The 21,697-nt window shown below is 72.5% G+C and carries 22 protein-coding genes; 12 read left to right on the plus strand and 10 right to left on the minus strand.

What is annotated here, in order from left to right:
- Positions 1 to 19: 19 nt before the first annotated feature.
- Positions 20 to 1,366 carry a YihY/virulence factor BrkB family protein gene (locus ACFV04_RS07775; RefSeq protein ID WP_380527535.1) on the minus strand — a complete coding sequence of 449 codons (1,347 nt, stop codon included), beginning with the start codon at positions 1,364 to 1,366 and terminating at the stop codon, positions 20 to 22.
- A gap of 177 nt (positions 1,367 to 1,543) precedes the next feature.
- Here ACFV04_RS07775 and ACFV04_RS07780 point away from each other — a divergent pair, with 177 nt between their 5' ends.
- From ACFV04_RS07780 to ACFV04_RS07830, 11 genes are all read left to right on the plus strand, one after another.
- The gene (locus ACFV04_RS07780) at positions 1,544 to 1,627 is read left to right on the plus strand and encodes a putative leader peptide (protein WP_318264789.1); all 84 of its coding nucleotides are present in this window, start codon (positions 1,544 to 1,546) and stop codon (positions 1,625 to 1,627) included.
- Positions 1,628 to 1,824: 197 nt separating this feature from the next.
- Positions 1,825 to 3,549, plus strand: coding sequence for a nitrite/sulfite reductase (locus ACFV04_RS07785; protein WP_380345504.1), 1,725 nt, complete (start codon positions 1,825 to 1,827; stop codon positions 3,547 to 3,549).
- Positions 3,550 to 3,597: 48 nt separating this feature from the next.
- Complete coding sequence (locus ACFV04_RS07790; RefSeq protein ID WP_380527538.1) at positions 3,598 to 3,780, plus strand: hypothetical protein; 183 nt, start codon at positions 3,598 to 3,600, stop codon at positions 3,778 to 3,780.
- On the plus strand, positions 3,761 to 4,462 hold the full coding sequence (locus tag ACFV04_RS07795) for a phosphoadenylyl-sulfate reductase (protein ID WP_380527540.1): 702 nt from the start codon (positions 3,761 to 3,763) through the stop codon (positions 4,460 to 4,462). Before ACFV04_RS07790 ends, ACFV04_RS07795 begins: the two co-directional genes overlap by 20 nt.
- 47 nt (positions 4,463 to 4,509) lie before the next feature.
- A complete protein-coding gene (gene cysC / locus ACFV04_RS07800) occupies positions 4,510 to 5,091 on the plus strand; it encodes an adenylyl-sulfate kinase (RefSeq protein ID WP_360264930.1) in 582 nt (193 codons plus the stop codon).
- The gene (gene cysD, locus ACFV04_RS07805; RefSeq protein WP_380345508.1) at positions 5,088 to 6,044 is read left to right on the plus strand and encodes a sulfate adenylyltransferase subunit CysD; all 957 of its coding nucleotides are present in this window, start codon (positions 5,088 to 5,090) and stop codon (positions 6,042 to 6,044) included. Before cysC ends, cysD begins: the two co-directional genes overlap by 4 nt.
- Positions 6,044 to 7,372 carry a sulfate adenylyltransferase subunit 1 gene (locus ACFV04_RS07810; protein WP_380527543.1) on the plus strand — a complete coding sequence of 443 codons (1,329 nt, stop codon included), beginning with the start codon at positions 6,044 to 6,046 and terminating at the stop codon, positions 7,370 to 7,372. The genes cysD and ACFV04_RS07810 overlap by 1 nt, the downstream gene beginning before the upstream one ends.
- Before the next feature lie 245 nt (positions 7,373 to 7,617).
- Entirely contained in the window at positions 7,618 to 8,793 is a 1,176-nt protein-coding gene (locus ACFV04_RS07815) for an aliphatic sulfonate ABC transporter substrate-binding protein (protein WP_380527545.1), read from the plus strand.
- 148 nt (positions 8,794 to 8,941) lie between these two features.
- The gene (locus tag ACFV04_RS07820; protein WP_360264831.1) at positions 8,942 to 9,745 is read left to right on the plus strand and encodes an ABC transporter ATP-binding protein; all 804 of its coding nucleotides are present in this window, start codon (positions 8,942 to 8,944) and stop codon (positions 9,743 to 9,745) included.
- The gene (locus ACFV04_RS07825; RefSeq protein ID WP_360264828.1) at positions 9,732 to 10,658 is read left to right on the plus strand and encodes an ABC transporter permease; all 927 of its coding nucleotides are present in this window, start codon (positions 9,732 to 9,734) and stop codon (positions 10,656 to 10,658) included. The genes ACFV04_RS07820 and ACFV04_RS07825 overlap by 14 nt, the downstream gene beginning before the upstream one ends.
- 10 nt (positions 10,659 to 10,668) lie before the next feature.
- On the plus strand, positions 10,669 to 11,397 hold the full coding sequence (locus ACFV04_RS07830) for a sirohydrochlorin chelatase (RefSeq protein WP_380527547.1): 729 nt from the start codon (positions 10,669 to 10,671) through the stop codon (positions 11,395 to 11,397).
- 4 nt (positions 11,398 to 11,401) lie between these two features.
- Here ACFV04_RS07830 and ACFV04_RS07835 read toward each other — a convergent pair whose 3' ends face one another.
- The 5 genes from ACFV04_RS07835 to ACFV04_RS07855 form a co-directional block, all read right to left on the minus strand.
- On the minus strand, positions 11,402 to 11,713 hold the full coding sequence (locus ACFV04_RS07835; protein WP_380527549.1) for a hypothetical protein: 312 nt from the start codon (positions 11,711 to 11,713) through the stop codon (positions 11,402 to 11,404).
- Between the two features lie 9 nt (positions 11,714 to 11,722).
- Entirely contained in the window at positions 11,723 to 11,941 is a 219-nt protein-coding gene (locus ACFV04_RS07840; protein WP_380345518.1) for a hypothetical protein, read from the minus strand.
- Between the two features lie 186 nt (positions 11,942 to 12,127).
- A complete protein-coding gene (locus ACFV04_RS07845; protein WP_380527551.1) occupies positions 12,128 to 12,877 on the minus strand; it encodes a ricin-type beta-trefoil lectin domain protein in 750 nt (249 codons plus the stop codon).
- A 53-nt stretch (positions 12,878 to 12,930) separates the two neighbouring features.
- Complete coding sequence (locus tag ACFV04_RS07850) at positions 12,931 to 13,698, minus strand: ricin-type beta-trefoil lectin domain protein (RefSeq protein WP_380345521.1); 768 nt, start codon at positions 13,696 to 13,698, stop codon at positions 12,931 to 12,933.
- Between the two features lie 296 nt (positions 13,699 to 13,994).
- Positions 13,995 to 15,008, minus strand: coding sequence for a hypothetical protein (locus ACFV04_RS07855; RefSeq protein WP_380527555.1), 1,014 nt, complete (start codon positions 15,006 to 15,008; stop codon positions 13,995 to 13,997).
- Between the two features lie 113 nt (positions 15,009 to 15,121).
- Here ACFV04_RS07855 and ACFV04_RS07860 point away from each other — a divergent pair, with 113 nt between their 5' ends.
- The gene (locus ACFV04_RS07860; protein WP_360264812.1) at positions 15,122 to 15,994 is read left to right on the plus strand and encodes a helix-turn-helix transcriptional regulator; all 873 of its coding nucleotides are present in this window, start codon (positions 15,122 to 15,124) and stop codon (positions 15,992 to 15,994) included.
- 52 nt (positions 15,995 to 16,046) lie between these two features.
- On the opposite strand, the gene ACFV04_RS07865 is transcribed toward ACFV04_RS07860, so the two are convergent.
- The 4 genes from ACFV04_RS07865 to ACFV04_RS07880 form a co-directional block, all read right to left on the minus strand.
- Complete coding sequence (locus ACFV04_RS07865) at positions 16,047 to 16,760, minus strand: ricin-type beta-trefoil lectin domain protein (protein WP_380345525.1); 714 nt, start codon at positions 16,758 to 16,760, stop codon at positions 16,047 to 16,049.
- A gap of 348 nt (positions 16,761 to 17,108) precedes the next feature.
- Positions 17,109 to 18,872 (minus strand): DEAD/DEAH box helicase, encoded by a 1,764-nt coding sequence (locus ACFV04_RS07870; RefSeq protein WP_380527556.1) that lies wholly within the window; start codon positions 18,870 to 18,872, stop codon positions 17,109 to 17,111.
- 68 nt (positions 18,873 to 18,940) lie between these two features.
- On the minus strand, positions 18,941 to 19,147 hold the full coding sequence (locus tag ACFV04_RS07875) for a cold-shock protein (RefSeq protein ID WP_030060364.1): 207 nt from the start codon (positions 19,145 to 19,147) through the stop codon (positions 18,941 to 18,943).
- A gap of 340 nt (positions 19,148 to 19,487) precedes the next feature.
- Positions 19,488 to 21,683 carry an MMPL family transporter gene (locus tag ACFV04_RS07880; protein ID WP_380345530.1) on the minus strand — a complete coding sequence of 732 codons (2,196 nt, stop codon included), beginning with the start codon at positions 21,681 to 21,683 and terminating at the stop codon, positions 19,488 to 19,490.
- Positions 21,684 to 21,697 lie beyond the last annotated feature (14 nt).

Below are 21,697 nucleotides of genomic sequence, written 5' to 3' on the forward strand. Positions count from 1 at the left end.
CGCTTCGCCGCCGTCCGCGTCACCGCTGTTCCCACGGCGGCCGGGGCGGCCGCGGCGGGTACCCCGGCACCTCCTGCCCCGGCGGTCCGAGCGGTTCCGGGGGGCCCTCGGGCCCGGTGGGCTCCGGCGGCGGCCCGCTCGGCCGGTCGCTGTCCGGCGGCGGCGGGGCGGGCCGGTGGTGCGGCCCGCCGCGGGCGGTGAGCCGGCCGCGCACGTTGTCGGCGGCGAGCACGTCGGCCCACCGCTCCGGGTACTCGGAGGGCACGTCGACGTCCTCGCCCTCGTCCTCGCCCCACTCCTCCTCGACGCCCTCGGCGAGCCCGAGTGCGCGGGCGCGGCGGGCGCGTTCGACGGCCCGTCGGGCGGCGACCTCGCGGACCACGGCGGCGGCCGCCTCCTCGTGGGCCCGCTCGTTCTCGGCGCGGGCGTCGGCGGTCTCCAGGGTGGGCCAGCGCCGGTCTATCGCGGCGTTCATGGCGGCGCCGATGAGCACCGCCAGCGCCACCACGAAGATCCACAGCAGGACGGCCACCGGCGCCGCCAGCGAGCCGTACACCGAGGGACCCTCGACCGAGCTGACCAGGTAGAGCCGCAGGCCGACGCTGCAGAAGACCAGCACCACCAGGGCGACCAGGGCGCCGGGGATGTCCTCGCGCCACGGCGTCGAGACCGGGACGGCCAGGTGGTAGAGGGTGGTCAGGGAGACGATCAGCAGCACGATCGCGACCGGCCAGTAGGCGGCACCGACCAGTCCGGCGATGCCGGGCACGGCGTTCTCCACCAGTCCGGGCCCGGCCATCAGCAGTGGCAGCACCAGGGAGCCGATCACCAGGGCGCCGAGGTAGAGGCCGAGCGACATCAGCCGGGTCTTGACGATGCCCCGCTTGCCGTCGAGCCCGTACATGACGGTGATGGTGTCGATGAAGATGTAGAGCGCCCGGGAGCCGGACCACAGCGACAGCAGGAAGCCGATCGAGACGAGGTCGGGCCGGGTGTGGTCGAACACCTGGTTCAGCAGCGGGACCACGACCTCCTTGACGGAGGAGTCCGACAGGACCGTCCCGGAGGCCGAGACGATGTCGTGCTTGAGCCGGTCGATGGTGCCCGCGCCGAGGAACTTGTCGAGGTAGCCGAGGGTGCCGGCCAGGCCGAGCAGCAGTGGTGGGATCGACAGCAGGGTGAAGAACGCCGCCTCCGCGGCGAGACCGGTGACCCGGTACTCGACGCAGGTGTTGGTGGTGTCCCTGATCAGCTCCCACGCCGTGCGGCGCCAGGTGGCCTGTTTGGCCGCACGCCGGGCGCCCTTGCCCCGGCGCCGGGAGGGCCGCTCGGGGTTCGCTCTGCTCGTATCGCCTGCTGCTTGCACAGGGCTAACGGTATCGGGCCGGGACCCGCCGGTTGATCTCCCCGGGGTGCGGGGGCGTTCCCGGACACCCGGGCCGGGAGCGGCGGGAACCTCCAGGCGTCCCACATGACGAAACATCAGCGTCCAGTATCTGGATGTTAGTGGACCGCGAGTCCCGCGCCGTGCGAATCTCTTGCCATGTCTAGCGCCGGAACCACCCTAGTAGGTCGACTCCACGTCGATCTCCTTCGCGTGTCCAGCGCCATCTGTCCGGTGACCTGAGCCCATCCCGCCGCACCACCGCACCCGGCGCCACCCCTTCCCGCCATCCCCGCCGCAGCGGATGTGCAGGCGCCCGCCACGGCCTCGGTCACTGTCTTTCGGTCCTGAGAAACCCGCAGGTCAGAGCAGCACCGCACGGCTGAGCACGCCCCCGCGACCACCCGGCACCAGCGCCACCTGCCCCGAAGGACTTCACCATGGCCACCTCCCCCGAGACCGTCGAGCCCACGGCCGACAGCCCCGCCGCGCGCCGCCCCGCCGCGGCCCGCAAGGTGACCCGCCACCGTGGCGAGGGCCAGTGGGGCATGGGCCACCACACTCCTCTGAACGCCAACGAGCAGTTCAAGAAGGACGACGACGGTCTCAACGTGCGGACACGTATTGAGACGATTTACGCGCACCGCGGCTTCGACTCGATCGATCCCGCCGACCTGCGCGGCCGGATGCGCTGGTGGGGGCTCTACACCCAGCGCAAGGAGGGCATCGACGGCGGCAAGACCGCGATCCTGGACCCGCACGAGCTGGACGCCGAGTACTTCATGCTCCGCGTCCGCATCGACGGCGGCCGGCTGACGGTCGCCCAGCTGCGAGCGGTCTCCGAGGTCTCCGAGCAGTACGCGCGCGGCACCGCCGACCTGACCGACCGCCAGAACATCCAGTACCACTGGATCCGGATCGAGGACGTCCCGGCGATCTGGCAGAAGCTGGAGGCCGTCGGCCTGTCCACCACCGAGGCCTGCGGCGACACCCCGCGCGTCATCCTCGGCTCCCCGGTGGCCGGCATCGCCGAGGACGAGATCATCGACGGCACGCCCGCCATCGAGGAGATCCAGCGCCGCTTCATCGGCAACAAGGACTTCTCCAACCTGCCCCGCAAGTTCAAGTCCGCCGTCTCCGGCTCCCCGCTGCTGGACGTCGCGCACGAGATCAACGACGTCGCGTTCGTCGGCGTGGTCCACCCCGAGCACGGGCCCGGCTTCGACCTGTGGGTCGGCGGCGGACTCTCGACCAACCCGAAGCTGGGCGTGCGCCTGGGCGCCTGGGTCCCGCTGGACGAGGTCGCCGACGTCTACGGCGGCGTCATCGGCATCTTCCGCGACTACGGCTACCGCCGCCTGCGCAACCGCGCCCGGCTGAAGTTCCTGGTCGCCGACTGGGGCGTGGAGAAGTTCCGCCGGGTGCTGGAGGACGAGTACCTGAAGTACCGGCTGGTCGACGGCCCCGCCCCCGCCGAGCCCGCCGCCCGCTGGCGCGACCACGTCGGCGTCCACCGGCAGAAGGACGGCCGGTTCTACATCGGCTTCGCGCCGCGCGTCGGCCGGGTCGACGGCAAGCTGCTCGGCGAGATCGCCGACCTCGCCGCCGCCCACGGCAGCGACCGCCTGCGCACCACCGCCGAGCAGAAGATGCTGGTCCTCGACATCGCCGAGGAGCACGTCGAGTCCGTGGTGGCCGGACTGGAGGCGCTCGACCTGCGGGTCACCCCGTCGCCGTTCCGCCGCGGCACCATGGCCTGCACCGGCATCGAGTTCTGCAAGCTCGCCATCGTCGAGACCAAGGAGCGCGGCCGCACGCTCATCGACGAACTGGAGCACCGCCTGCCGGAGTTCGCCGAGCCGCTGACCATCAACATCAACGGCTGCCCGAACGCCTGCGCCCGCATCCAGGTCGCCGACATCGGCCTCAAGGGCCAGCTGGTCACCGACGAGAACGGCGAGCAGGTCGAGGGCTACCAGGTGCACCTCGGCGGCGCGCTCGGCCTGGAGGCCGGCTTCGGCCGCAAGGTCCGCGGCCTCAAGGTGACCAGCGCCGGCCTGCCCGACTACGTCGAGCGCCTGCTGACCCGCTACCAGGCCGACCGCACCGAGGGCGAGCGCTTCGCCCAGTGGACGGCCCGGGCGAGCGAGGAGCAGCTGTCGTGAACGGGCGACACCGGCGGACGGAGCGGGACGGACGGAACGGAGCCGGCCATGAGTGAGCGAGCAGCCCCCTTCTTCTGCCCCTACTGCGGGGACGAGGACCTGCGCCCGTCCGAGGCCGGGCACGGCGCCTGGGAGTGCCACGGGTGCCGCCGCGCCTTCCAGTTGAAGTTCCTCGGCCTGCTGTCACCGACCAACCACGGGGGTACGTCCGATGAGCGGCGCCACGACTGACCACGAGGCGGCGGCCGTCCGGGCCGGCCGCGAGCTGGAGGAGGCGACCCCGCAGGAGATCCTGCGGTGGGCCGCCGACACCTTCGGCAAGCGGTTCTGCGTCACCTCCTCCATGGAGGACGCGGTCGTCGCCCACCTCGCCTCCTCGGTGTTCCCCGGCGTGGACGTGGTGTTCCTGGACACCGGCTACCACTTCCCGGAGACCATCGGCACCCGTGACGCGGTGGCCGCGACCATGCCGGTCAACGTCATCACGCTCACCCCGCTGCGGACCGTGGCCGAGCAGGACGCCGAGCACGGGCCGCACCTGCACGACCGCGACCCGGACCTGTGCTGCTCGCTGCGCAAGGTCGAGCCGCTGAACCGCGGCCTCGGCGGGTACGACGCCTGGGCGACCGGGCTGCGCCGCGACGAGTCGCCGACCCGGGCGAACACCCCGGTGGTCTCCTGGGACCCCAAGCGCCGCAAGGTCAAGATCGCGCCGATCGCCCGGTGGACGCAGGAGGACGTGGACGCCTACGTCGCCGCCAACGGGGTGCTGCTCAACCCGCTGCTGTGGGAGGGCTACACCTCGATCGGCTGCTCGCCGCTGTCCTGCACCCGCAAGCCCGCCGAGGGCGAGGACGCCCGGGCCGGCCGCTGGTCCGGCTCCGGCAAGACCGAGTGCGGCATCCACCTCTGACCAGCCCCCACCCCCCACGTAAGGAAGAACCCGTGACAGTTCACGCCCTGGCAGCCGACGGGACCGCAGAGGCGGCCCCCGCGGTCGCCCCCTGCGAGCGCGGCGCCACCGTGTGGCTGACCGGGCTGCCGAGCGCCGGCAAGACCACGCTGGCCTTCGCACTGGCCGAGCGGCTGCGCGGCGAGGGCCACCGCGTCGAGGTCCTGGACGGCGACGAGATCCGCGAGTTCCTCTCCAAGGGCCTCGGCTTCTCCCGCGAGGACCGGCACACCAACGTCACCCGGATCGGCTTCGTCGCCGAGAAGCTCGCCGCCAACGGCGTCAAGGTGCTCGCCCCGGTGATCGCCCCCTTCGCCGACTCCCGCGCCGCCGTGCGCGAGCGGCACGCCGCGGCCGGCACCGACTTCCTGGAGATCCACGTCGCGACCCCGGTCGAGCTGTGCGCCGAGCGGGACGTCAAGGGCCTCTACGCCAAGCAGGCCGCCGGCGAGATCTCCGGTCTCACCGGCGTGGACGACCCGTACGAGGCTCCGGAGAACCCGGAGCTGCGGATCCAGACCCGGGGCCGCGAGGTGGCCGACTCCGCCGCCGAGCTGCACGCCTTCCTGACCGAGAAGGGACTCGCATGACCACCGCGACCGACCGTCCCGTCCGCACCGACGACCCCGACCGCACCTCCGGGGGGCCCTTCGCCCTGTCCCACCTGGACGCGCTGGAAGCCGAGTCGGTGCACGTCTTCCGCGAGGTCGCGGGGGAGTTCGAACGCCCGGTGATCCTGTTCTCCGGCGGCAAGGACTCCATCGTCATGCTGCACCTGGCGCTCAAGGCCTTCCACCCGGCGCCGGTCCCCTTCTCCCTGCTGCACGTCGACACCGGGCACAACTTCCCCGAGGTGATCGCCTACCGCGACCGCGTCGTGGCCGAGCACAACCTGCGCCTGCACGTCGCCCACGTCCAGGACTTCATCGACCGCGGTGTGCTCCGCGAGCGCCCCGACGGCACCCGCAACCCGCTGCAGACCGTCCCGCTGCTCGACGCCATCGAGAAGAACCGCTTCGACGCGGTCTTCGGCGGCGGCCGCCGCGACGAGGAGAAGGCCCGCGCCAAGGAGCGCGTCTTCTCGCTGCGCGACGAGTTCGGCGCCTGGGACCCCCGCCGCCAGCGCCCCGAACTGTGGTCGCTGTACAACGGCCGGCACGCGGTCGGCGAGCACGTGCGGGTCTTCCCGCTGTCCAACTGGACCGAGCTGGACGTCTGGCAGTACATCGAGCGCGAGGGCATCGAGCTCCCCGAGATCTACTACGCCCACGAGCGCGACGTCTTCGCCCGCAACGGCATGTGGCTGACCGCCGGCGAGTGGGGCGGTCCCAAGGACGGCGAGCCGGTCGAACGGCGGCTGGTCCGCTACCGCACCGTCGGCGACATGTCCTGCACCGGCGCCGTCGACTCCGACGCCACCACCATCCGGGCCGTGATCACCGAGATCGCCGCCTCCCGCCTCACCGAGCGCGGCGCCACCCGCGCCGACGACAAGATGTCCGAGGCCGCGATGGAAGACCGCAAGCGCGAGGGGTACTTCTAATGAGCACGACCATCGAGAACACCGCCACCTCGCTGCTGCGCTTCGCCACCGCCGGCTCCGTCGACGACGGCAAGTCCACCCTGGTCGGCCGCCTCCTGCACGACTCCAAGTCGGTCCTCGCCGACCAGCTGGAAGCCGTCGAGCACGCCTCCCGCAAGCGCGGCCAGGAGGCGCCCGACCTCGCACTGCTCACCGACGGCCTGCGCGCCGAACGCGAGCAGGGCATCACCATCGACGTCGCCTACCGCTACTTCGCCACCCCCCGGCGCCGGTTCATCCTCGCCGACACCCCCGGGCACGTGCAGTACACCCGCAACATGGTGACCGGCGCCTCCACCGCCGAACTCGCCGTCGTCCTCGTCGACGCCCGCAACGGCGTCGTCGAGCAGACCCGCCGGCACGCCGCCGTCGCCGCGCTCCTGCGCGTGCCGCACGTCGTCCTCGCCGTCAACAAGATGGACCTCGTCGGCTACGCGGAGCCCGTCTTCGCCGCCATCGCCGCCGAGTTCACCGCCTACGCCGCCTCGCTCGGCGTGGGCGACGTCCTCGCCGTCCCGATCTCCGCCCTCGCCGGGGACAACGTCGTCGAACCCTCCGCGCAGATGGACTGGTACGGCGGACCGACCCTGCTGGAACACCTGGAGACGGTGCCGGTCGGCAGCGACCCCAGCGCCGAACCGGCTCGCTTCCCCGTGCAGTACGTGATCCGCCCGCAGACCGAGGAACACCCCGACTACCGCGGCTACGCCGGCCAGCTGGCCTCCGGCGTGCTGCGCGTCGGCGACCCGGTCACCGTCCTGCCCTCCGGACACACCAGCACCGTCGCCGGCATCGACGCGCTCGGCCGCGAGACCGACATCGCCTGGGCCCCGCAGTCCGTCACCGTCCGGCTCGCCGACGACCTCGACGTCTCCCGCGGCGACCTCCTCGCCGCCGGCCCGGCCCCCGCGCCGACCAAGGACATCGAGGCCACCGTCAGCCACCTCAACGAGCGCCCCCTGCGCGCCGGGGACAAGGTGCTGCTCAAGCACACCACCCGCACCGTGCGCGCGCTCGTCAAGGAGATCTCCTACCGCATCGACATCGACACCCTCGAACAGCGCTCCGGCGCCGACGGGTTGAACGTCAACGACATCGGCCACGTGGTGCTGCGCACCGCCGAACCGCTGGCGCTCGACACCTACACCGACAACCGTCGCACCGGCTCGTTCCTCCTGATCGACCCGGCCGACGGCACCACCCTCACCGCCGGCATGGCGGGCGAGGCCTTCGAGACCGTACGCACCACCGACGCACCCGACGCACCCCAAGAGGAGGACTGGGTCTGATGCCCAGCGAGGCGTTCTCGGGCATGGACAAGGAAGGCGGCCGCATCGGCAGCGGCGTCCTCGGCAGCGGCCAGGGCGGCCTGACCCGATGTGCGGGCCGACAGGGCTGAGAACGCCCTGTCACCGGGCTGTCTTCCCCCACAGCCGCCCGGCTTGCCCCGGCACTCCGCTGCCGCGCGCACCACCTTCCGCACCTTCCGTCCCGAGACCGCCTCCTGACGGTCCGTCCGCGAACAGGACTCACCATGGCACCGAACCAGGCACCTTCGCGCCGCACCTCCTCCCATGGGCGCACCCGCCCCAACGCCGGCCGGATCAGACGCACCGCGGCGGCCGCCGCGGCCGGCCTGACCGCGGTGGCCCTGCTGTCGGCCTGCAGCTACGGCTCCAAGGCCGACAAGTCCGCCGACGGCAAGGCCGGCGCCGCCGCCACCGCCGGGGACTCCGGGACGAAGCTCTCCGCCGACTCCGTGAAGATCGGCTACTTCGCCAACCTGACCCACGGCACCCCGCTGGTCGGCCTCCAGGAGGGCTTCTTCCAGAAGGAGCTGGGCGCCACCCAGATCAAGACCCAGGTCTTCAACGCGGGCCCGGCCGAGATCGAGGCGCTCAACGCCGGTTCGATCGACATCGGCTGGATCGGCCCCTCCCCGGCGATCAACGGCTTCACCAAGTCCGACGGCAAGTCGCTGAAGATCATCGGCGGTTCGGCCTCCGGCGGGGTCAAGCTCGTGGTCAACCCGGACAAGGTCTCCTCCCTGGACGACCTCAAGGGCAAGAAGATCGCCACCCCGCAGCTGGGCAACACCCAGGACGTGGCACTGCTCAACTACCTTGCGGGCAAGGGCTACAAGGTCGACGCGGCCTCCGGCGCGGGCGACGTCTCGGTGGTGCGCACCGACAACAAGGTCACCCCCGACGCCTACAAGTCCGGCTCCGTCGACGGCGCCTGGGTGCCCGAGCCCACCGCCTCCAAGCTGGTCACGCTCGGCGCGAAGATCCTGCTCAACGAGAAGGACGTCTGGCCGGACAAGAAGTTCGTGATCACCAACATCATCGTCTCCCAGAAGTTCCTCAAGGAACACCCGGACGTGGTGGAGGCCGTACTGCGCGGCTCGGTGAAGACCAACGCCTTCATCAAGGCCGACCCGGACAAGGCCAAGGCCGACGCCAACGAGGCGATCAAGAAGGACGCCGGCAACGCGCTGGAGCCGGCCGTCCTCGACCCGGCCTGGGCCGACATCGACTTCCTGGACGACCCGCTGGCGAACACCCTGCAGGCCGAGGCCGACCACGCCGTCACCGCCGGGCTCCTCAAGAAGCCCAACCTGAACGGCATCTACGACCTCACCCTGCTGAACAAGGTCCTCGCCGCCCAGGGCCAGGCCGCCGTGGCGGACGCCGGTCTCGGCGCCAAGTAGCGCCCACCGAAAGGCCGTTCACCGACGACTCCGCGGTCCGGCCCCCGTCCTCCCGGTCGATCCCCGATCGATGCCCACCGGGACGGGCGGGGCCCGGGCCCCGGCCCCGACCCGCAGCCCCGCAGACCACTCACCAGGAGGTGCCCGGATGACCTCGGCACTGACCACCTCGGCGGACGCCCCCGGCGCCGACGCCCACGGCGGCGCGCCCGCCGTCCGGATCTCGCACGTGCACAAGTCCTTCGGCCGCCCCGGCGCGCAGACCCACGTCCTGGACGACATCACGCTCGACGTCGCGCCAGGCGAGTTCGTCACCCTGCTCGGCGCCTCGGGCTGCGGCAAGTCCACCCTGCTCAACCTGGTCGCCGGCCTCGACGAGCCGACCGCCGGCAGCATCGAGGTGCCCGGCGGCCGCCCCGCCCTGATGTTCCAGGAGCACGCGCTGTTCCCCTGGCTCACCGCCGGGAAGAACATCGAACTGGCCCTCAAGCTGGCCGGTGTGCCCCGCCCCGAGCGCCGCGCCGAGGCCGAGCGGCTGCTCGAACTCGTCCGCCTGAAGGGCTCGTACGGCAAGCGGGTGCACGAGCTGTCCGGCGGCATGCGCCAGCGCGTGGCGATGGCCCGGGCACTCGCCCAGGGCAGCAAGGTCCTGCTGATGGACGAGCCGTTCGCCGCGCTCGACGCCATCACCCGGGACGTGCTGCACGACGAGATCACCCGGATCTGGGCCGAGCGGCAGCTGTCCGTCCTCTTCGTCACCCACAACGTGCGCGAGGCCGTGCGACTGGCCCAGCGGGTCGTACTGCTCTCCTCCCGCCCCGGCCGGGTCGCCCGGGAGTGGCGGATCGACCTGCCGCAGCCGCGCCGCATCGAGTCCGCGGGCGTCGCCGACCTGTCCATAGAGATCACCGAAGAACTGCGTGGGGAGATCCGTCGCCATGGCCAGCACTGACACCACCCCCGTCCTGGACAAGACCGACGCGGCCCGCACCGGCGGGACGGGCACGAGCGACAGTGCCGACGTCGGTGCGGGCCTGGACGCGCTCGACTCCGTCACCGCGCAACGCGGCTCGCTCGGTGAGGCGCTGCGGACCAAGGCGCTGCCGCCGCTGATCGGCGTGCTCGTGGTGCTCGCGCTGTGGCAGGGCGCGTACAGCCTGCACGTCACCTCCTCGTACAAGCTGCCCAGCCCCGCGGACGTGTGGCGTTCCGCGCAGGACCTCTGGTACCAGGGCACGCTGTTCTCGATCATCTGGACCAGCGTCTGGCGCGGCCTGTCCGGCTTCCTGCTCGCCGTGGTGATCGGCACCCCGATCGGGCTGGTGGTCGCCCGGGTCCGGCCGGTGCGCACCGCGATCGGACCGGTGCTGCAGGGCCTGCAGTCACTGCCCTCGGTGGCCTGGGTGCCGGCCGCCGTCATCTGGCTCGGCATCAACGACTCGATGATGTACGCGGTGATCCTGCTGGGCGCCGTCCCGTCGATCGCCAACGGGCTGGTCGCCGGCATCGACCAGGTGCCGCCGCTGTTCCTGCGGGCCGGGCGCACCATCGGCGCGACCGGCCTGGCGGGCGCCCGGCACGTGCTCATCCCGGCGGCGCTGCCCGGTTACCTGGCCGGTCTCAAGCAGGGCTGGGCGTTCTCCTGGCGCTCGCTGATGGCCGCCGAACTGGTCGCCTCCTCCCCCGACCTGGGCCGCGGGCTGGGCCGGTTCCTGGAGGACCAGCGCGAGTTCTCCGACATGTCCGGGGTGCTGCTCGGCATCGTCCTGATCCTGTTCGTCGGCATCGCCATCGAGCTGCTGGTGTTCACCCCGGTCGAGCGCCGGGTGCTGCGCAACCGCGGCCTGCTGGCCACCGGCAAGTGAGGCACCGCTGATGTCCGCCCTCCTCCTCATCGCCCACGGCAGCCGCGACCCGCGGCACGCCGCGACCGTGGCCGCGCTCGTCGAGGAGGTGCGGGCCCGGCGGCCCGGTGTCGAGGTCGCCACCGCCTACCTGGACCACTGCGCGCCGCGGATCCCGCAGGTGGTGGGACGGCTGACGGACGCGGTCGCCGTCCCGCTGCTGCTCAACCGGGCGTTCCACGCCAAGCACGACATCCCCGCCGCCCTGCGCGCCGCCGGTTCCCGGCTGCCCGTCGCGGACGTGCTCGGCCCCTCCCCGCTGCTGCTCGCGGCGCTGGACCGCCGCCTCGCCGGGGCCGGCCTGGACGTCTCCTCCCCCGCGGTCCGGGCCCGTACCGGCGTCGTGCTCGCCGCCGCCGGGTCCTCCGACCCGGCCGCCGACGCCGCGACCCGCGCGGTCGCCGCCGAGTGGCGGCGCACCCGCGGCTGGGCCGCCGTCGAGGTCGCCTACGCCTCCGCCGCCGGCCCGCGCGTCCCCGACGCCCTCGCCGCGCTGCGCGCCGTCGGCGCCGAGCGCACCGCCGTCTCCCCGTACCTGCTGGCCCCCGGCCTCCTGCCGGACCGCATCGCGGCGGCCGCCGACGGGGCGGACGTCCTGGCCGACGTCCTGGGCGCCGCCCCGGAGCTGGCCGCCCTGCTGCTGGAGCGCCACGACGAGGCCCGTCTCGCCGAGCGGTCGGCCCCGGCGCTCACCGCCTGAGCGGTCAGGACGCCTTGCGGTGCTGGTACTCGGCGACCGCGGCGGTGATCACGCTGAGCGGCACCGGTTCGTCCAGGTCGGCGACGGCCGCCTCGATCCACTCCCGCATGATGGCAGTCGGCTTCAGTCCCCGTTCCCGCGCGCGCCGCCGCACCTCGTCCATCACCGGCTTGGGCAGCCGCAGCGAGGTGGTGATCATCACGGAGTCCGCCGTCGCCCGCTCGCCCGGCGCGGCGCTCATGACCTCGTCCTCGGTCAGCTCGTGCGTCTCGTAGTACTCGGCGATCGCTTCAAGCTCCGCACCGTTGTCAGTCATCTGCCACCTTCAACTCGTCCGCTTGAGGAACAGGCGCCGTTCGACAGCCGTCATGTCACGCGCGGTCGCGCAGTACCACGCCGATGCCACCGTGGTGCTGTCCGCCAGAACCACCAACAGGTAACGACCTGCCCGCGTCACGCCGAAGCAGAGCATCGTGTCGGCCCGGCCGCCGGAGAACCAGTGAGGGCGGGTGAAGACGACGTCCTCGACCTCCTCCGGGTCCACGCCGTGTCTGGCGATGTGCTCCTCGGACCGCGGACCGCTCGTTCCAGTAGATCTCACTATGCACGAGCCTCAGCGTGTTGCAAACGCAATGCACCGAGCCGGTTGCGTCCACTCCGTCGGGTGACGGCGCGCTGAAGCACCGACGGCGCGCACGGCGGGGGCCGCGCGCGCCGTGGGGGGGGTGGGTCAGGCCGGGAGGTTCCACTTCTGGTTGGCGGCACCGTTACAGTCCCAGATGCCGAGCTGGTTGCCGTTGGTGGTGGAGTAGCCCAGGTCGTCCAGGCAGCGGCCGGACTGCGGGTTGAGCAGCGAGCCGTCCGGACGGGCCTGCCACTGCTGGGCACCGGTGCCGTTGCAGTCGTAGATCTGCACCCGGGTGGCGTTGCCGGTGTTCCCGCCCGAGACGTCCAGGCACTTGCCGAGGGCCCGGATGGTGCCGTCGGTGCCGACCTTCCAGGTCTGGGCGGCGTTGCCCAGGCAGTCGTAGATCTGGACGGGGGTGCCGGCGCCGCTGTTGCCGCCGCGCACGTCCACGCACTTGTTCGCGTAGCCGCTGATCGGGCCGACCGGGCCCGCCGGGACGGGGGAGCCGGTGACGATCCAGCCGTAGGACGGCATCATCGGGTAGAAGCAGCCCGCGGAGGCGCTGGTGTTACCGGTGACCCAGTTGCTGCTCGAACCCATGCTGGTGGGGAACCCGTTGCTGTCGAAGCCCTGGCAGGAAACCGTGAGCCGCCAGGTCTGCTGCGGGTCGATGCCCGTGCAGGTGCCGAGGTAACCGTTGCCGCTCCTGACGACGGAACAGCTCCCGGTGGCCTGGGCCCCGGCGGACGGCGCGTTCGGGGTGGTGCTCTCGGCGGCTCCGGCAGCGGGTGCGGTGAGCGCGGCGGCTCCGGCGAGCAGGCCGGTGGCGAACAGGGTGACGGTACGACGCATGGCGGGGCTCCTCGGGGGTGGGGGTGATCCGGTGGACGGGGCTGCCGCGGGCATCAGGCGGGCAGGTGCCAGACCTGGTTGGCGGCGGTGGCGCCGAAGCAGTCCCAGATCTGCAGGACCGCGCCGTTCGCGCTGGAGACGTCCCGGACGTCCAGGCAGCGGCCGGACTGCGGGTTGACGAGCGAGCCGTCGGCCCGGGCCTGCCACTTCTGGGCACCGCTTCCGTTGCACTCCCACGTCCGCACCAGCGTCCCGTTGCCGGTGCGCCCGCCTTCGACGTCCAGGCAGTTGCCGACCGCCCGCACGGTGCCGTCGGCCCCGACCTTCCACGTCTGGTTGACGTTGCCGAGGCAGTCCCAGATCTGCGTCTGCGTCCCGTTCGCGGTGCTGCCGCCGCGCACGTCCAGGCACTTGCCCGCGATCCCGGTGATCCGGCCGACCGCACCCGCCGGAACCGCCGGACCGAACTCGATCTGGCCGGCGCCCGGCATCAGCGGGTACATGCAGCCCGCGGCGACGCTGGTGTTGCCGGTGACCCAGTTGCTGGCCCAACCCGAGTAGATGGGCACGTGGTTGTTCCAGTCGTAGCCCGAGCAGCCGACCACGACGCGCCAGGTCTGCTGCGGGTCGATGCCCGTACAGGTGCCGGTGGGGGCCGGGTTGGCGTCGGTGACGGTGCAGCTCCCGACGCCGCCCGGGCCCGGGACGGTGGTGGACGCCGCGCTCCGGGCAGTGCTCTCGGCGGCACCGGCGGCCGGCGCGGTGAGCGCGGCGGCTCCGGCGAGCAGGCCGGTGGCGAACAGGGTGACGGTACGACGCACGGGGAGAGTCCTTCCGGAGAGGGTGAACCGGCCGGCCCGCATGTGAAGCACCGGTGATGACGGTGTGACGTTTGCGCGGGCCGCGCGAAAGCATCGGGCACCGCCTGTTCACGGTCAACGGGCAGGGGTGAAGATCACGCCACCGCTCCGTCCACGGAGGATTGGTGTACGACACGGTCCGGGACGGACCCCGGCAGGCCGGACGCGCGGCCGATCCGGCCGGATCGCGTACGGCCCGGCCCCCGTGTGAGCGAGGGGCCGGGCCGTCGGACGGTGCGGTGCCGGGCGGTGCCGGGTCAGATCCGGCGCAGGGTGAAGGCGTCCGACGGGTGGCCCGCGACGGCGTCGGCGAGGCCGGCGGAGAGCTGGTAGAGGCTGCCGGCCGGGCCGGCGAGGAGCGCGGTGGGGGTGGCGTCGACGGAGGGCCGGACGGCGGTGAGGCGGGCGGTGCGCCAGTGGTCGTCCGAGCGCAGTTCGACCTCGGCGTCCCGGCCGGCGCCCAGGAGGGCGTTGGTGACGCCCGCGACGGAGCCGTCCGGGCGGCCGAGCAGGCCGTCCAGGTGGAGCAGGGACGCGCCGCCGGCCACCTCGACCCGGCGCACCCCGGCCGGGTTCCACAGCGGGACCTGCCACAGCGTGCCGTCGTCCCACTTGCCGACGACCAGACGGCCCTCGCGCAGGACGATGCCGTTGAGGCCGTACGAGCCCGGGGCGGGGGCCAGCCGCGGGTCGCGCAGCAGCACGGAGGCGGTGCCGTCCGGCGCCACCCGGTAGACGACGGGGGCGAAGGAGTCGGTGACGTAGGCGGTGCCGTCAGGGCCGACCGCGATGTCGTTGGCCAGGTGGTTGCCGCCGTCGGCGGCGACGGCGGCGAGGTCGGTGTGGAAGATCCGCCGGCCGGTGTCCAGGTCGTAGGCGCCGATCCCGGCGATCTTCCCGAAGGTCGCGGCACTGCTGCGCTCGCCGACGCCGTTGTCGAGGTCGGTGACCAGGACGCGGTGGTGGACGGGGTCGATCCGCAGGCCGGCGATCTCGGTCAGCGCGGGGTCCTGCACCAGGGTGCGCACGCTCCCGTCGGTGCCGACGGCGGAAACGGTGCCGTGCCGCAGCGAGCCGAGCAGGAAGCGGTGGTGGGAGGCGTCCCAGACGCCCGACTCGGGCACCAGGGTCGGCGCGTGGCCGGTGATCACGGCCGGGGCCGGGCAGTCGGCGGCCGCCGCGGCGGGCAGCGTGCCGGCCGTGCCGACCAGCGCGGCGAATGCGGCCGCGACCAGGGTGCGGCGGAGGGTACGGTGCTGACGGTTGCTCATCGGGATTCCCTTGCGCGTGCGATCCGTTGACGTGATCAAGCCTCGCGCGGACGGGCGGGCCGCAGCAGTGCGTGGGAGTACTGGTAGTCGGACTACCAGGGAGGACGGGGGACATGGTGGACGTGGTGGACGTCGACGACGCCGGGGAACGCCGGACGGCACTGTCGAGCTTCCTGCGCACCCGCCGGGCGCGGCTGACGCCGCAGGACGTCGGGCTGGCGCCGGGGGTGCGGCGGCGCACCCCGGGGCTGCGGCGGGAGGAGCTGGCGCTGCTCGCCGGCGTGGGGGTGACCTGGTACACGTGGCTGGAGCAGGGCCGCGACATCCACCCGTCGCCGGAGGTGCTGGCCAGCCTCGCCCGGACGCTGCGGCTGGACCGGGCGGAGACGGCGTACCTGTTCCGGCTGGCCGGCAGCCACCCCCGGGACGGCGAGGTGGCCGCGCCGGGGGACGTCCCGGTCCCGCTGCTGCGGCTGATGCACGCGCAGTGGCCGGCGCCGTCGTTCGTGATGGACGCCAACTGGGACATCCGGGCCTGGAACCCGGGCGCGGACGCACTGTTCGGCCTGACCGAGCGGCCGCCGGAGGAGTGCAACCTGGCCTGGGTGGTGTTCGGCAACCCCGTGCACCGGGCCCGGGTCGAGCACTGGGAGGCACACGCCCGCCGCTTCCTGGCGCAGCTGCGCTCCGCCTACGCCGAGCGCGGCGGTGAGGCGACGGCCGTGGGGCGCCACCTGGCCCGGATGATCCAGCAGGTCCGCGGCGAGTACCCGGAGGCGGACGCCTGGCTGGAGGAGCACCAGGTCGCCGAGCGCTCCGGCACCGAGAAGGTGATCCGGCACGAGGCGGTGGGCCTGGTACGGATCGACCAGCACGTGCTGCTGGCCGCCGAGGGCCTGCAGCTGATCGTGATGGCCCCGCGCGACGCCGAGTCGGAGGAGCGGTTGCGCGCGCTGGCGCCGGCCTCCGCCGCCGTGGCGGTCTGACGCGGGGTGCGCCGCCCCGGCGGGGTGCCGGGGCGGCGGACCGGACCGGCCGTCAGGCCGGGAGGTTCCACTTCTGGTTCTCGGCGCCGTTGCAGTCCCAGATGCCGAGCTGGTTGCCGTTGGCGGTGGAGAAGCCCAGGTCGTCCAGGCAGCGGCCGGACTGCGGGTTGAGCAGCGAGCCGTCCGGGCGGGCCTGCCACTGCTGGGCGCCGGTGCCGTTGCAGTCGTAGATCTGGACCTTGGTCCCGTTGCCGGTGTTGCCACCCGAGACGTCCAGGCACTTGCCGATGGCGCGGATCGTACCGTCGACGCCGATCCGCCACTTCTGGGCCCAGGTGCCGTTGCAGTCGTAGATCTGGACCGGGGTCCCGTTGCCGAAGTTCGCGCCCTTCACGTCGACGCACTTGCTCGCGTAGCCGGTGATCTGGCCGGTCGGGCCGGCCGGCGGCACGGCGCCGAGCATGACGCGCGGGAACATGATCGTGTCGCCGAAGCCGCAGGACGCGGAGACGGTGCCGTCGCCGATCCCCAGCCCGCCGAACGCGGGGCGGGAGAACTGCATCGTGTGGTCGGTGTTCCAGTAGAGGCAGTTGGCGGTGACGGACCAGGTCTGCATCGGGTCGAGGCCGGTACAGGTGCCCATGGCGTTGAAGCCGGCCGCGTAGGCGGAGCAGGCGGGGGCGGCCTGGGCGGAGGTCGCGGGGGCCACCAGGGCGGCGGCTCCGGCGAGCAGGGCGGTGGTCAGCAGTGCGGAGGTGCGGCGCATGGGGAGGGTCGTCCTTCCGGTCGGCGAATCACGTCGGCCCACGCCCGGTCGCACCGCGGTGACGGTGCGGCAGGTGTGTGGGATGCGTGAGAGCTTCGTGGCTGAACGGTTCGCCGTCAACCGGCAGTTGGGCGGGTTCTGCCGGTGTCCGGGGCGCTGAGCTGCGCGGTCCCGCCGAACGGCATTTTCCCGCGGCCCCCGGCTCCGGCTCCGGCTCCGGCCCTCGCTCCTCGGAACACCCCCGGCCCCGGAAGACCCCCGGAAGACCCGGGTACGCAGCCCCCGGAACGCCGAACGGCCCGGCGCCCCCTCGTGGTGAGAGGGCGCCGGGCCGTTCGGTTCCGGACGTCAGTCGAACGTGCGGCGCTGGCGCCCGGTCCCGTAGTTGGAGCCGGACTTGGCGCCGCTGCCGGGCTTGGAGCGCCCGGAGGAGCGGCCGATGAAGCCGGCCGCCTGCGGGCGGTCGCCCTGGGTGGCGGCGCCCGTCCGCTGCTTGGGGCGGGGGCGGCGCGGGTTGCCGTTCATGTCGACGTCGGTGGGCAGTCCGGAGCGCTTGCCGGGGCGGCGGCGCTGGCCGCCGTTCTTGGCCCCGGCGCGCCCGCCGGCCGTCTCGTCCGCCGGACCGGCCGCGGCGGCCTGGGCCACCGGCACCGCCAGGGTGACCGGGACGCCGCTGGGCGTGCGGGCGCCGGTGATCCGGGTCAGGTCGGCGTCGCCGGGGCGGATCTTGGTGACGGTCGGGCGGATGCCGGCGACCGTCATCAGCCGGTTGACCTCGCGGCGCTGCTCGGGCAGCACGAGGGTGACGACCGTGCCGGACTCGCCGGCCCGGGCGGTGCGGCCGCCGCGGTGCAGGTAGTCCTTGTGGTCGATCGGCGGGTCGACGTTGACCACGAGGTCCAGGCCGTCGATGTGGATGCCGCGGGCGGCGACGTTGGTGGCGATCAACGCGGTGACGTGGCCCTCGCGGAACTGGTCGAGGACCCGGTTGCGCTGCGGCTGGGACTTGCCGCCGTGCAGGGCTGCGGCCTTCACGCCGTTGGCGAGCAGCTGCTTGGCCAGCCGGTCGGCGCCGTGCTTGGTGTGCACGAACATGATCACGCGGCCGTCGCGGGAGGCGATGTGCGCGGTGGCGGAGGCCTTGTCGGTCTGGTCGAGCTGGAGGACGTGGTGGTCCATGGTGGTCACCGCGCCGGCCGACGGGTCGACCGAGTGGGTCACCGGGTCGGTCAGGAAGCGCTTGACCAGCCGGTCGACGTTGCGGTCCAGGGTGGCGGAGAACAGCATCCGCTGCCCGCCCTCGGCGACCTGCTCCAGCAGCTTGCTGACCTGCGGCAGGAAGCCCATGTCGGCCATCTGGTCGGCCTCGTCCAGGACGGTGATCGCCACGTCGGAGAGGTTGACGTCACCGCGCCCGATCAGGTCGTCCAGCCGGCCCGGGGTGGCGACCAGGACCTCGGTGCCGCGGCGCACCGCGCTGGCCTGCCGGTTGATCGACATGCCGCCGACGACGGTGGTGATCCGCAGGTTGACGGCGGTCGCGTACGGGGTGAGCGCCTCGGTGACCTGCTGGGCCAGCTCGCGGGTGGGCACCAGGACGAGCGCCAGCGGGTGCCGGGCGACGGCGCGGCTGCCGGCGGTGCGGGCGAGCAGCGGCAGGCCGAAGGCCAGGGTCTTGCCGGAGCCGGTGCGGCCGCGGCCGAGCACGTCGCGCCCGGCGATCGAGTCGGGCAGCGTGGCGGCCTGGATCGGGAACGGCTCGGTGACGCCTTCGCGGCCGAGCGCGGAGAGGATCGCCTTGGGCAGGTCCAGCTCGGCGAAGGTGGCCGCCGGGGGGCGCGGCGGGGTGCCCTGGACGACGGTGAAGTCGGCGGCCTCGGGTGCGGCGGTCCGGGTCTGCTTGGGGGCGCCGGAGCGGCCGCGCGGCTTGCGCGAGCGGTCGCCGCCGCCGGCGGCGGTGCGGCGGGACTGGTCGGTGGTGCGGGCGCCGCGGTCGCGGGGCGGGCGGGCAGGGGTGGTCACGGGATCTCCGTCCGTCGGTCGGCAGCCCGCTGGTCGCGGGCCGTGTCGGCCGTCGGGGGTGAGTCCGCCGCCCCGGCCGTACGGCGGCATGAACAGGGGCCCGCACCGTGCGGTGCGGGCCCCGCTTCGCGATCTTCGCGAGTCAGCGTGGGCTGACGTCAGCCGATGATCTGGATGTTCTCGGCCTGCGGGCCCTTCTGGCCCTGCGTGACGTCGAACTCGACCTTCTGGCCCTCGAACAGCTCACGGAAGCCCTGAGCCTGGATGTTCGAGTAGTGGGCGAACACGTCGGCGCCGCCGCCGTCCTGCTCGATGAAGCCGAAGCCCTTTTCGCTGTTGAACCACTTCACGGTGCCGGTAGCCATAACCGTCTCCTCTAAAACTGGGGCATCAGGGATCCACACCTCGTGAATCCCCAAGTAGCCGCGATCCCCATCCGGAGACTGAAACACCGGACAAAACAAATGCGCCTGTTGGTTGGAACCAGCAGGCGCACATACACGTTCATGGGAACCAAAACTGCAACTGCCTCGACTGTAGCACGGCGACACCCCGCGCGACCGGGGATTTTCCGCCGAACAGATCACGTTTGACGCCCTCGGAACAAGGGGACGCGGCGCCCCGCCGGAGCGGGGCGCCGCCTGTGGACCGGGCCGGTCCGGGTCGTCCGGGGTCACCCCCGGGCGGGCCCGGACCGGCGCCGCGTCAGTGCCGTCCGGCCGGCTCCGGCACGCCGTGCGCGCCCGCCAGCGGGGCCGGCCCCTCGCCGTGGCCGTGGCCGGGGCTGTCGGCGTGGCCGGGCCACCAGGCGCGGTGGCCGAGCAGCGCGGTCAGGGCCGGGGTGAAGAACATCGCCATCACGAAGGCCGCCAGCACGATGCCGAAGGCCAGCGAGAAGCCGAGCTCCATGAAGAGGACGTTGCCCGCGAGCATGAAGGTCGCGAACGAGGCCGCCAGGATGAAGCCGGCCGCCGCGACGGTCGGGCCGCCGTGCTTGATGGCCTCGCTGGCCGCCTCGCGCGGGTTGCGGCCCTCGCGGGCCTCCTCGCGGAGGCGGGAGATGATCAGGATGTTGTAGTCGGTGCCGATCGCCACCACGAAGAGGTAGATGAAGATCGGCAGCATGAACATCAGGCCCTGCTCGCCCTTGATGTTCTGGAACACCAGGGTGGTGGCACCGAGGGTGCCGCCGAAGCCGAGGCCGACCGAGGCCATCAGGTACCACGGCGCGACCACGCTGCGCAGCTGCAGGCCCAGGATGAGCATGATGATCAGGGCCGCGATCGGGAAGACCAGCGTGTAGTCGTGCACCATCGCGGTGTTGATGTCCTTGTACACCGAGGTGATGCCGCCGACCAGCGTCTTGGTGTCGGCCGGGGCCGAGGCGTGGGCGGTGTCGCGGACCTTCTCGATGGTGTCGATGGCCTTGTTGGAGGCCGGCGCGTCGTTGAGCATCACGGTGAAGTCACCGGTGGTGCCGTCGGCGCTGATCGCCTTGTTCTCGGTGCTCGGCGTGACGACGGAGGCCACTCCGGGGACGCCCTGGAGCTTGTCGGCGAAGTCCTTGATCGCGGATTCGCCGAGCTTGGCGCCGTTGGTGCTGGTCAGGTAGACGTGGCTCGGGTCGGCGGCGCCGGCCGAGAACGCGGTCATCAGCTTGTCCTGGACGACCATCGACTCCTTGCCCTTGGGCATGGAGCTGCCCGCCAGGTCGTAGGTGCCGTTGTAGTTGACGCCGGCCAGGGTGAGCACCAGCAGGATGCCGCCGGAGACCAGGGCGACCAGGCCGGGCTTCTTGCCGGTCATCCGGCCGAGCGCGGCGAAGCGGGCGTTCTTCGGCTCCTGCATCCACTTCTTGCCGGGCCAGAACACGGCCTTGGACGGGAGGACGGCGAGCACGGCCGGGGCCAGGGTCAGCGAGACCAGGGCGGTCGCGATGACCGCGATGGCCAGCGCCGGGCCGAGCGCGGTGAACATGCCCAGGCTGGAGAGGATCAGCACGGCGAAGGCGACGGCGACGGCACCGGCGGCGGAGGCGATCGCCTCGCCGACCCGGCCGACGGCGTTGGCCACGGCCGTCTTGCGGTCCTCGCCCAGGCGCAGCCGCTCGCGGTAGCGGAAGGCGAGGAAGAGGAAGTAGTCCGTGCCGACGCCGAGGACCACGATGATCAGGATCGCGGAGGTCATCGGCGAGGACTTCAGGTCGAACATCTTGATCGCGTCGGCGATCAGGCCGTTGGCCACCGGCATCGCGATGACCAGCGAGAGCAGGACCGGCAGCAGGCCGGCCAGGACGCTCCGGAAGATGATGCCGACGATCAGGATGACCAGCAGCAGGCTGCCGAGCATCACGATGGCGTCGGTGGCGCCGGAGGCGTCCTTCTGGTCCAGGGAACTGGCGGCCTGACCGCCGACCTGGAACTTCAGGCCGCTGCCGTCGGCGAGCTTGGAGCCCTCCTCACGCAGCTTCTTGGCCGCGTCGGGGTACTCCTCGGTCTGCATCTTGGTCTTGTCGATGGCGACCATGGACAGCGCGTACTTGCCGTCCTTGGACTTCGACGTCTTGGGGTCGACCGGCAGGATCTTCTCGACCGCGGGGATGTTCGCGGCGGTCAGGCCGTTGACGACCTTGTCCATCGAGGCCTGGTCGGCGTCGTTCAGCGCCTGGCCGTCGTTGCGCTCGAAGAGCAGCAGTGCGGCGGGGGTGAAGCTCGACGGGAAGGCCTGCTCCTGGAGCTGCGCCGCCTGGATGGACTCGTAGTGCTTGGGCAGGAACGCGGACTCGTCCGTCTGGGAGGTGACCTTCGGGGCCGACGCGACGATGGCGAGCATCGCGACGACCCAGGCGAGGATCACCCACCACGCACGGCGAACGACGAAGTGTCCTAGTCGGTGGAACATGCTCGATGCCTCCT

This window comes from Kitasatospora sp. NPDC059599 (assembly GCF_042735125.1).
GTDB lineage: Bacteria > Actinomycetota > Actinomycetes > Streptomycetales > Streptomycetaceae > Kitasatospora.

Bases quoted from the DNA above. Each gene is read 5' to 3' on its own strand.
- ACFV04_RS07780 (WP_318264789.1), top strand. From the start codon at position 1,544: ATGTCTAGCGCCGGAACCACCCTAGTAGGTCGACTCCACGTCGATCTC.
- ACFV04_RS07785 (WP_380345504.1), top strand. From the start codon at position 1,825: ATGGCCACCTCCCCCGAGACCGTCGAGCCCACGGCCGACAGCCCCGCC.
- ACFV04_RS07790 (WP_380527538.1), top strand. From the start codon at position 3,598: ATGAGTGAGCGAGCAGCCCCCTTCTTCTGCCCCTACTGCGGGGACGAG.
- ACFV04_RS07795 (WP_380527540.1), top strand. From the start codon at position 3,761: ATGAGCGGCGCCACGACTGACCACGAGGCGGCGGCCGTCCGGGCCGGC.
- cysD (WP_380345508.1), top strand. From the start codon at position 5,088: ATGACCACCGCGACCGACCGTCCCGTCCGCACCGACGACCCCGACCGC.
- ACFV04_RS07810 (WP_380527543.1), top strand. From the start codon at position 6,044: ATGAGCACGACCATCGAGAACACCGCCACCTCGCTGCTGCGCTTCGCC.
- ACFV04_RS07815 (WP_380527545.1), top strand. From the start codon at position 7,618: ATGGCACCGAACCAGGCACCTTCGCGCCGCACCTCCTCCCATGGGCGC.
- ACFV04_RS07820 (WP_360264831.1), top strand. From the start codon at position 8,942: ATGACCTCGGCACTGACCACCTCGGCGGACGCCCCCGGCGCCGACGCC.
- ACFV04_RS07825 (WP_360264828.1), top strand. From the start codon at position 9,732: ATGGCCAGCACTGACACCACCCCCGTCCTGGACAAGACCGACGCGGCC.
- ACFV04_RS07830 (WP_380527547.1), top strand. From the start codon at position 10,669: ATGTCCGCCCTCCTCCTCATCGCCCACGGCAGCCGCGACCCGCGGCAC.
- ACFV04_RS07835 (WP_380527549.1), bottom strand. From the start codon at position 11,713: ATGACTGACAACGGTGCGGAGCTTGAAGCGATCGCCGAGTACTACGAG.
- ACFV04_RS07845 (WP_380527551.1), bottom strand. From the start codon at position 12,877: ATGCGTCGTACCGTCACCCTGTTCGCCACCGGCCTGCTCGCCGGAGCC.
- ACFV04_RS07855 (WP_380527555.1), bottom strand. From the start codon at position 15,008: ATGAGCAACCGTCAGCACCGTACCCTCCGCCGCACCCTGGTCGCGGCC.
- ACFV04_RS07860 (WP_360264812.1), top strand. From the start codon at position 15,122: ATGGTGGACGTGGTGGACGTCGACGACGCCGGGGAACGCCGGACGGCA.
- ACFV04_RS07865 (WP_380345525.1), bottom strand. From the start codon at position 16,760: ATGCGCCGCACCTCCGCACTGCTGACCACCGCCCTGCTCGCCGGAGCC.
- ACFV04_RS07870 (WP_380527556.1), bottom strand. From the start codon at position 18,872: ATGCCGCCGTACGGCCGGGGCGGCGGACTCACCCCCGACGGCCGACAC.
- ACFV04_RS07875 (WP_030060364.1), bottom strand. From the start codon at position 19,147: ATGGCTACCGGCACCGTGAAGTGGTTCAACAGCGAAAAGGGCTTCGGC.
- ACFV04_RS07880 (WP_380345530.1), bottom strand. From the start codon at position 21,683: ATGTTCCACCGACTAGGACACTTCGTCGTTCGCCGTGCGTGGTGGGTG.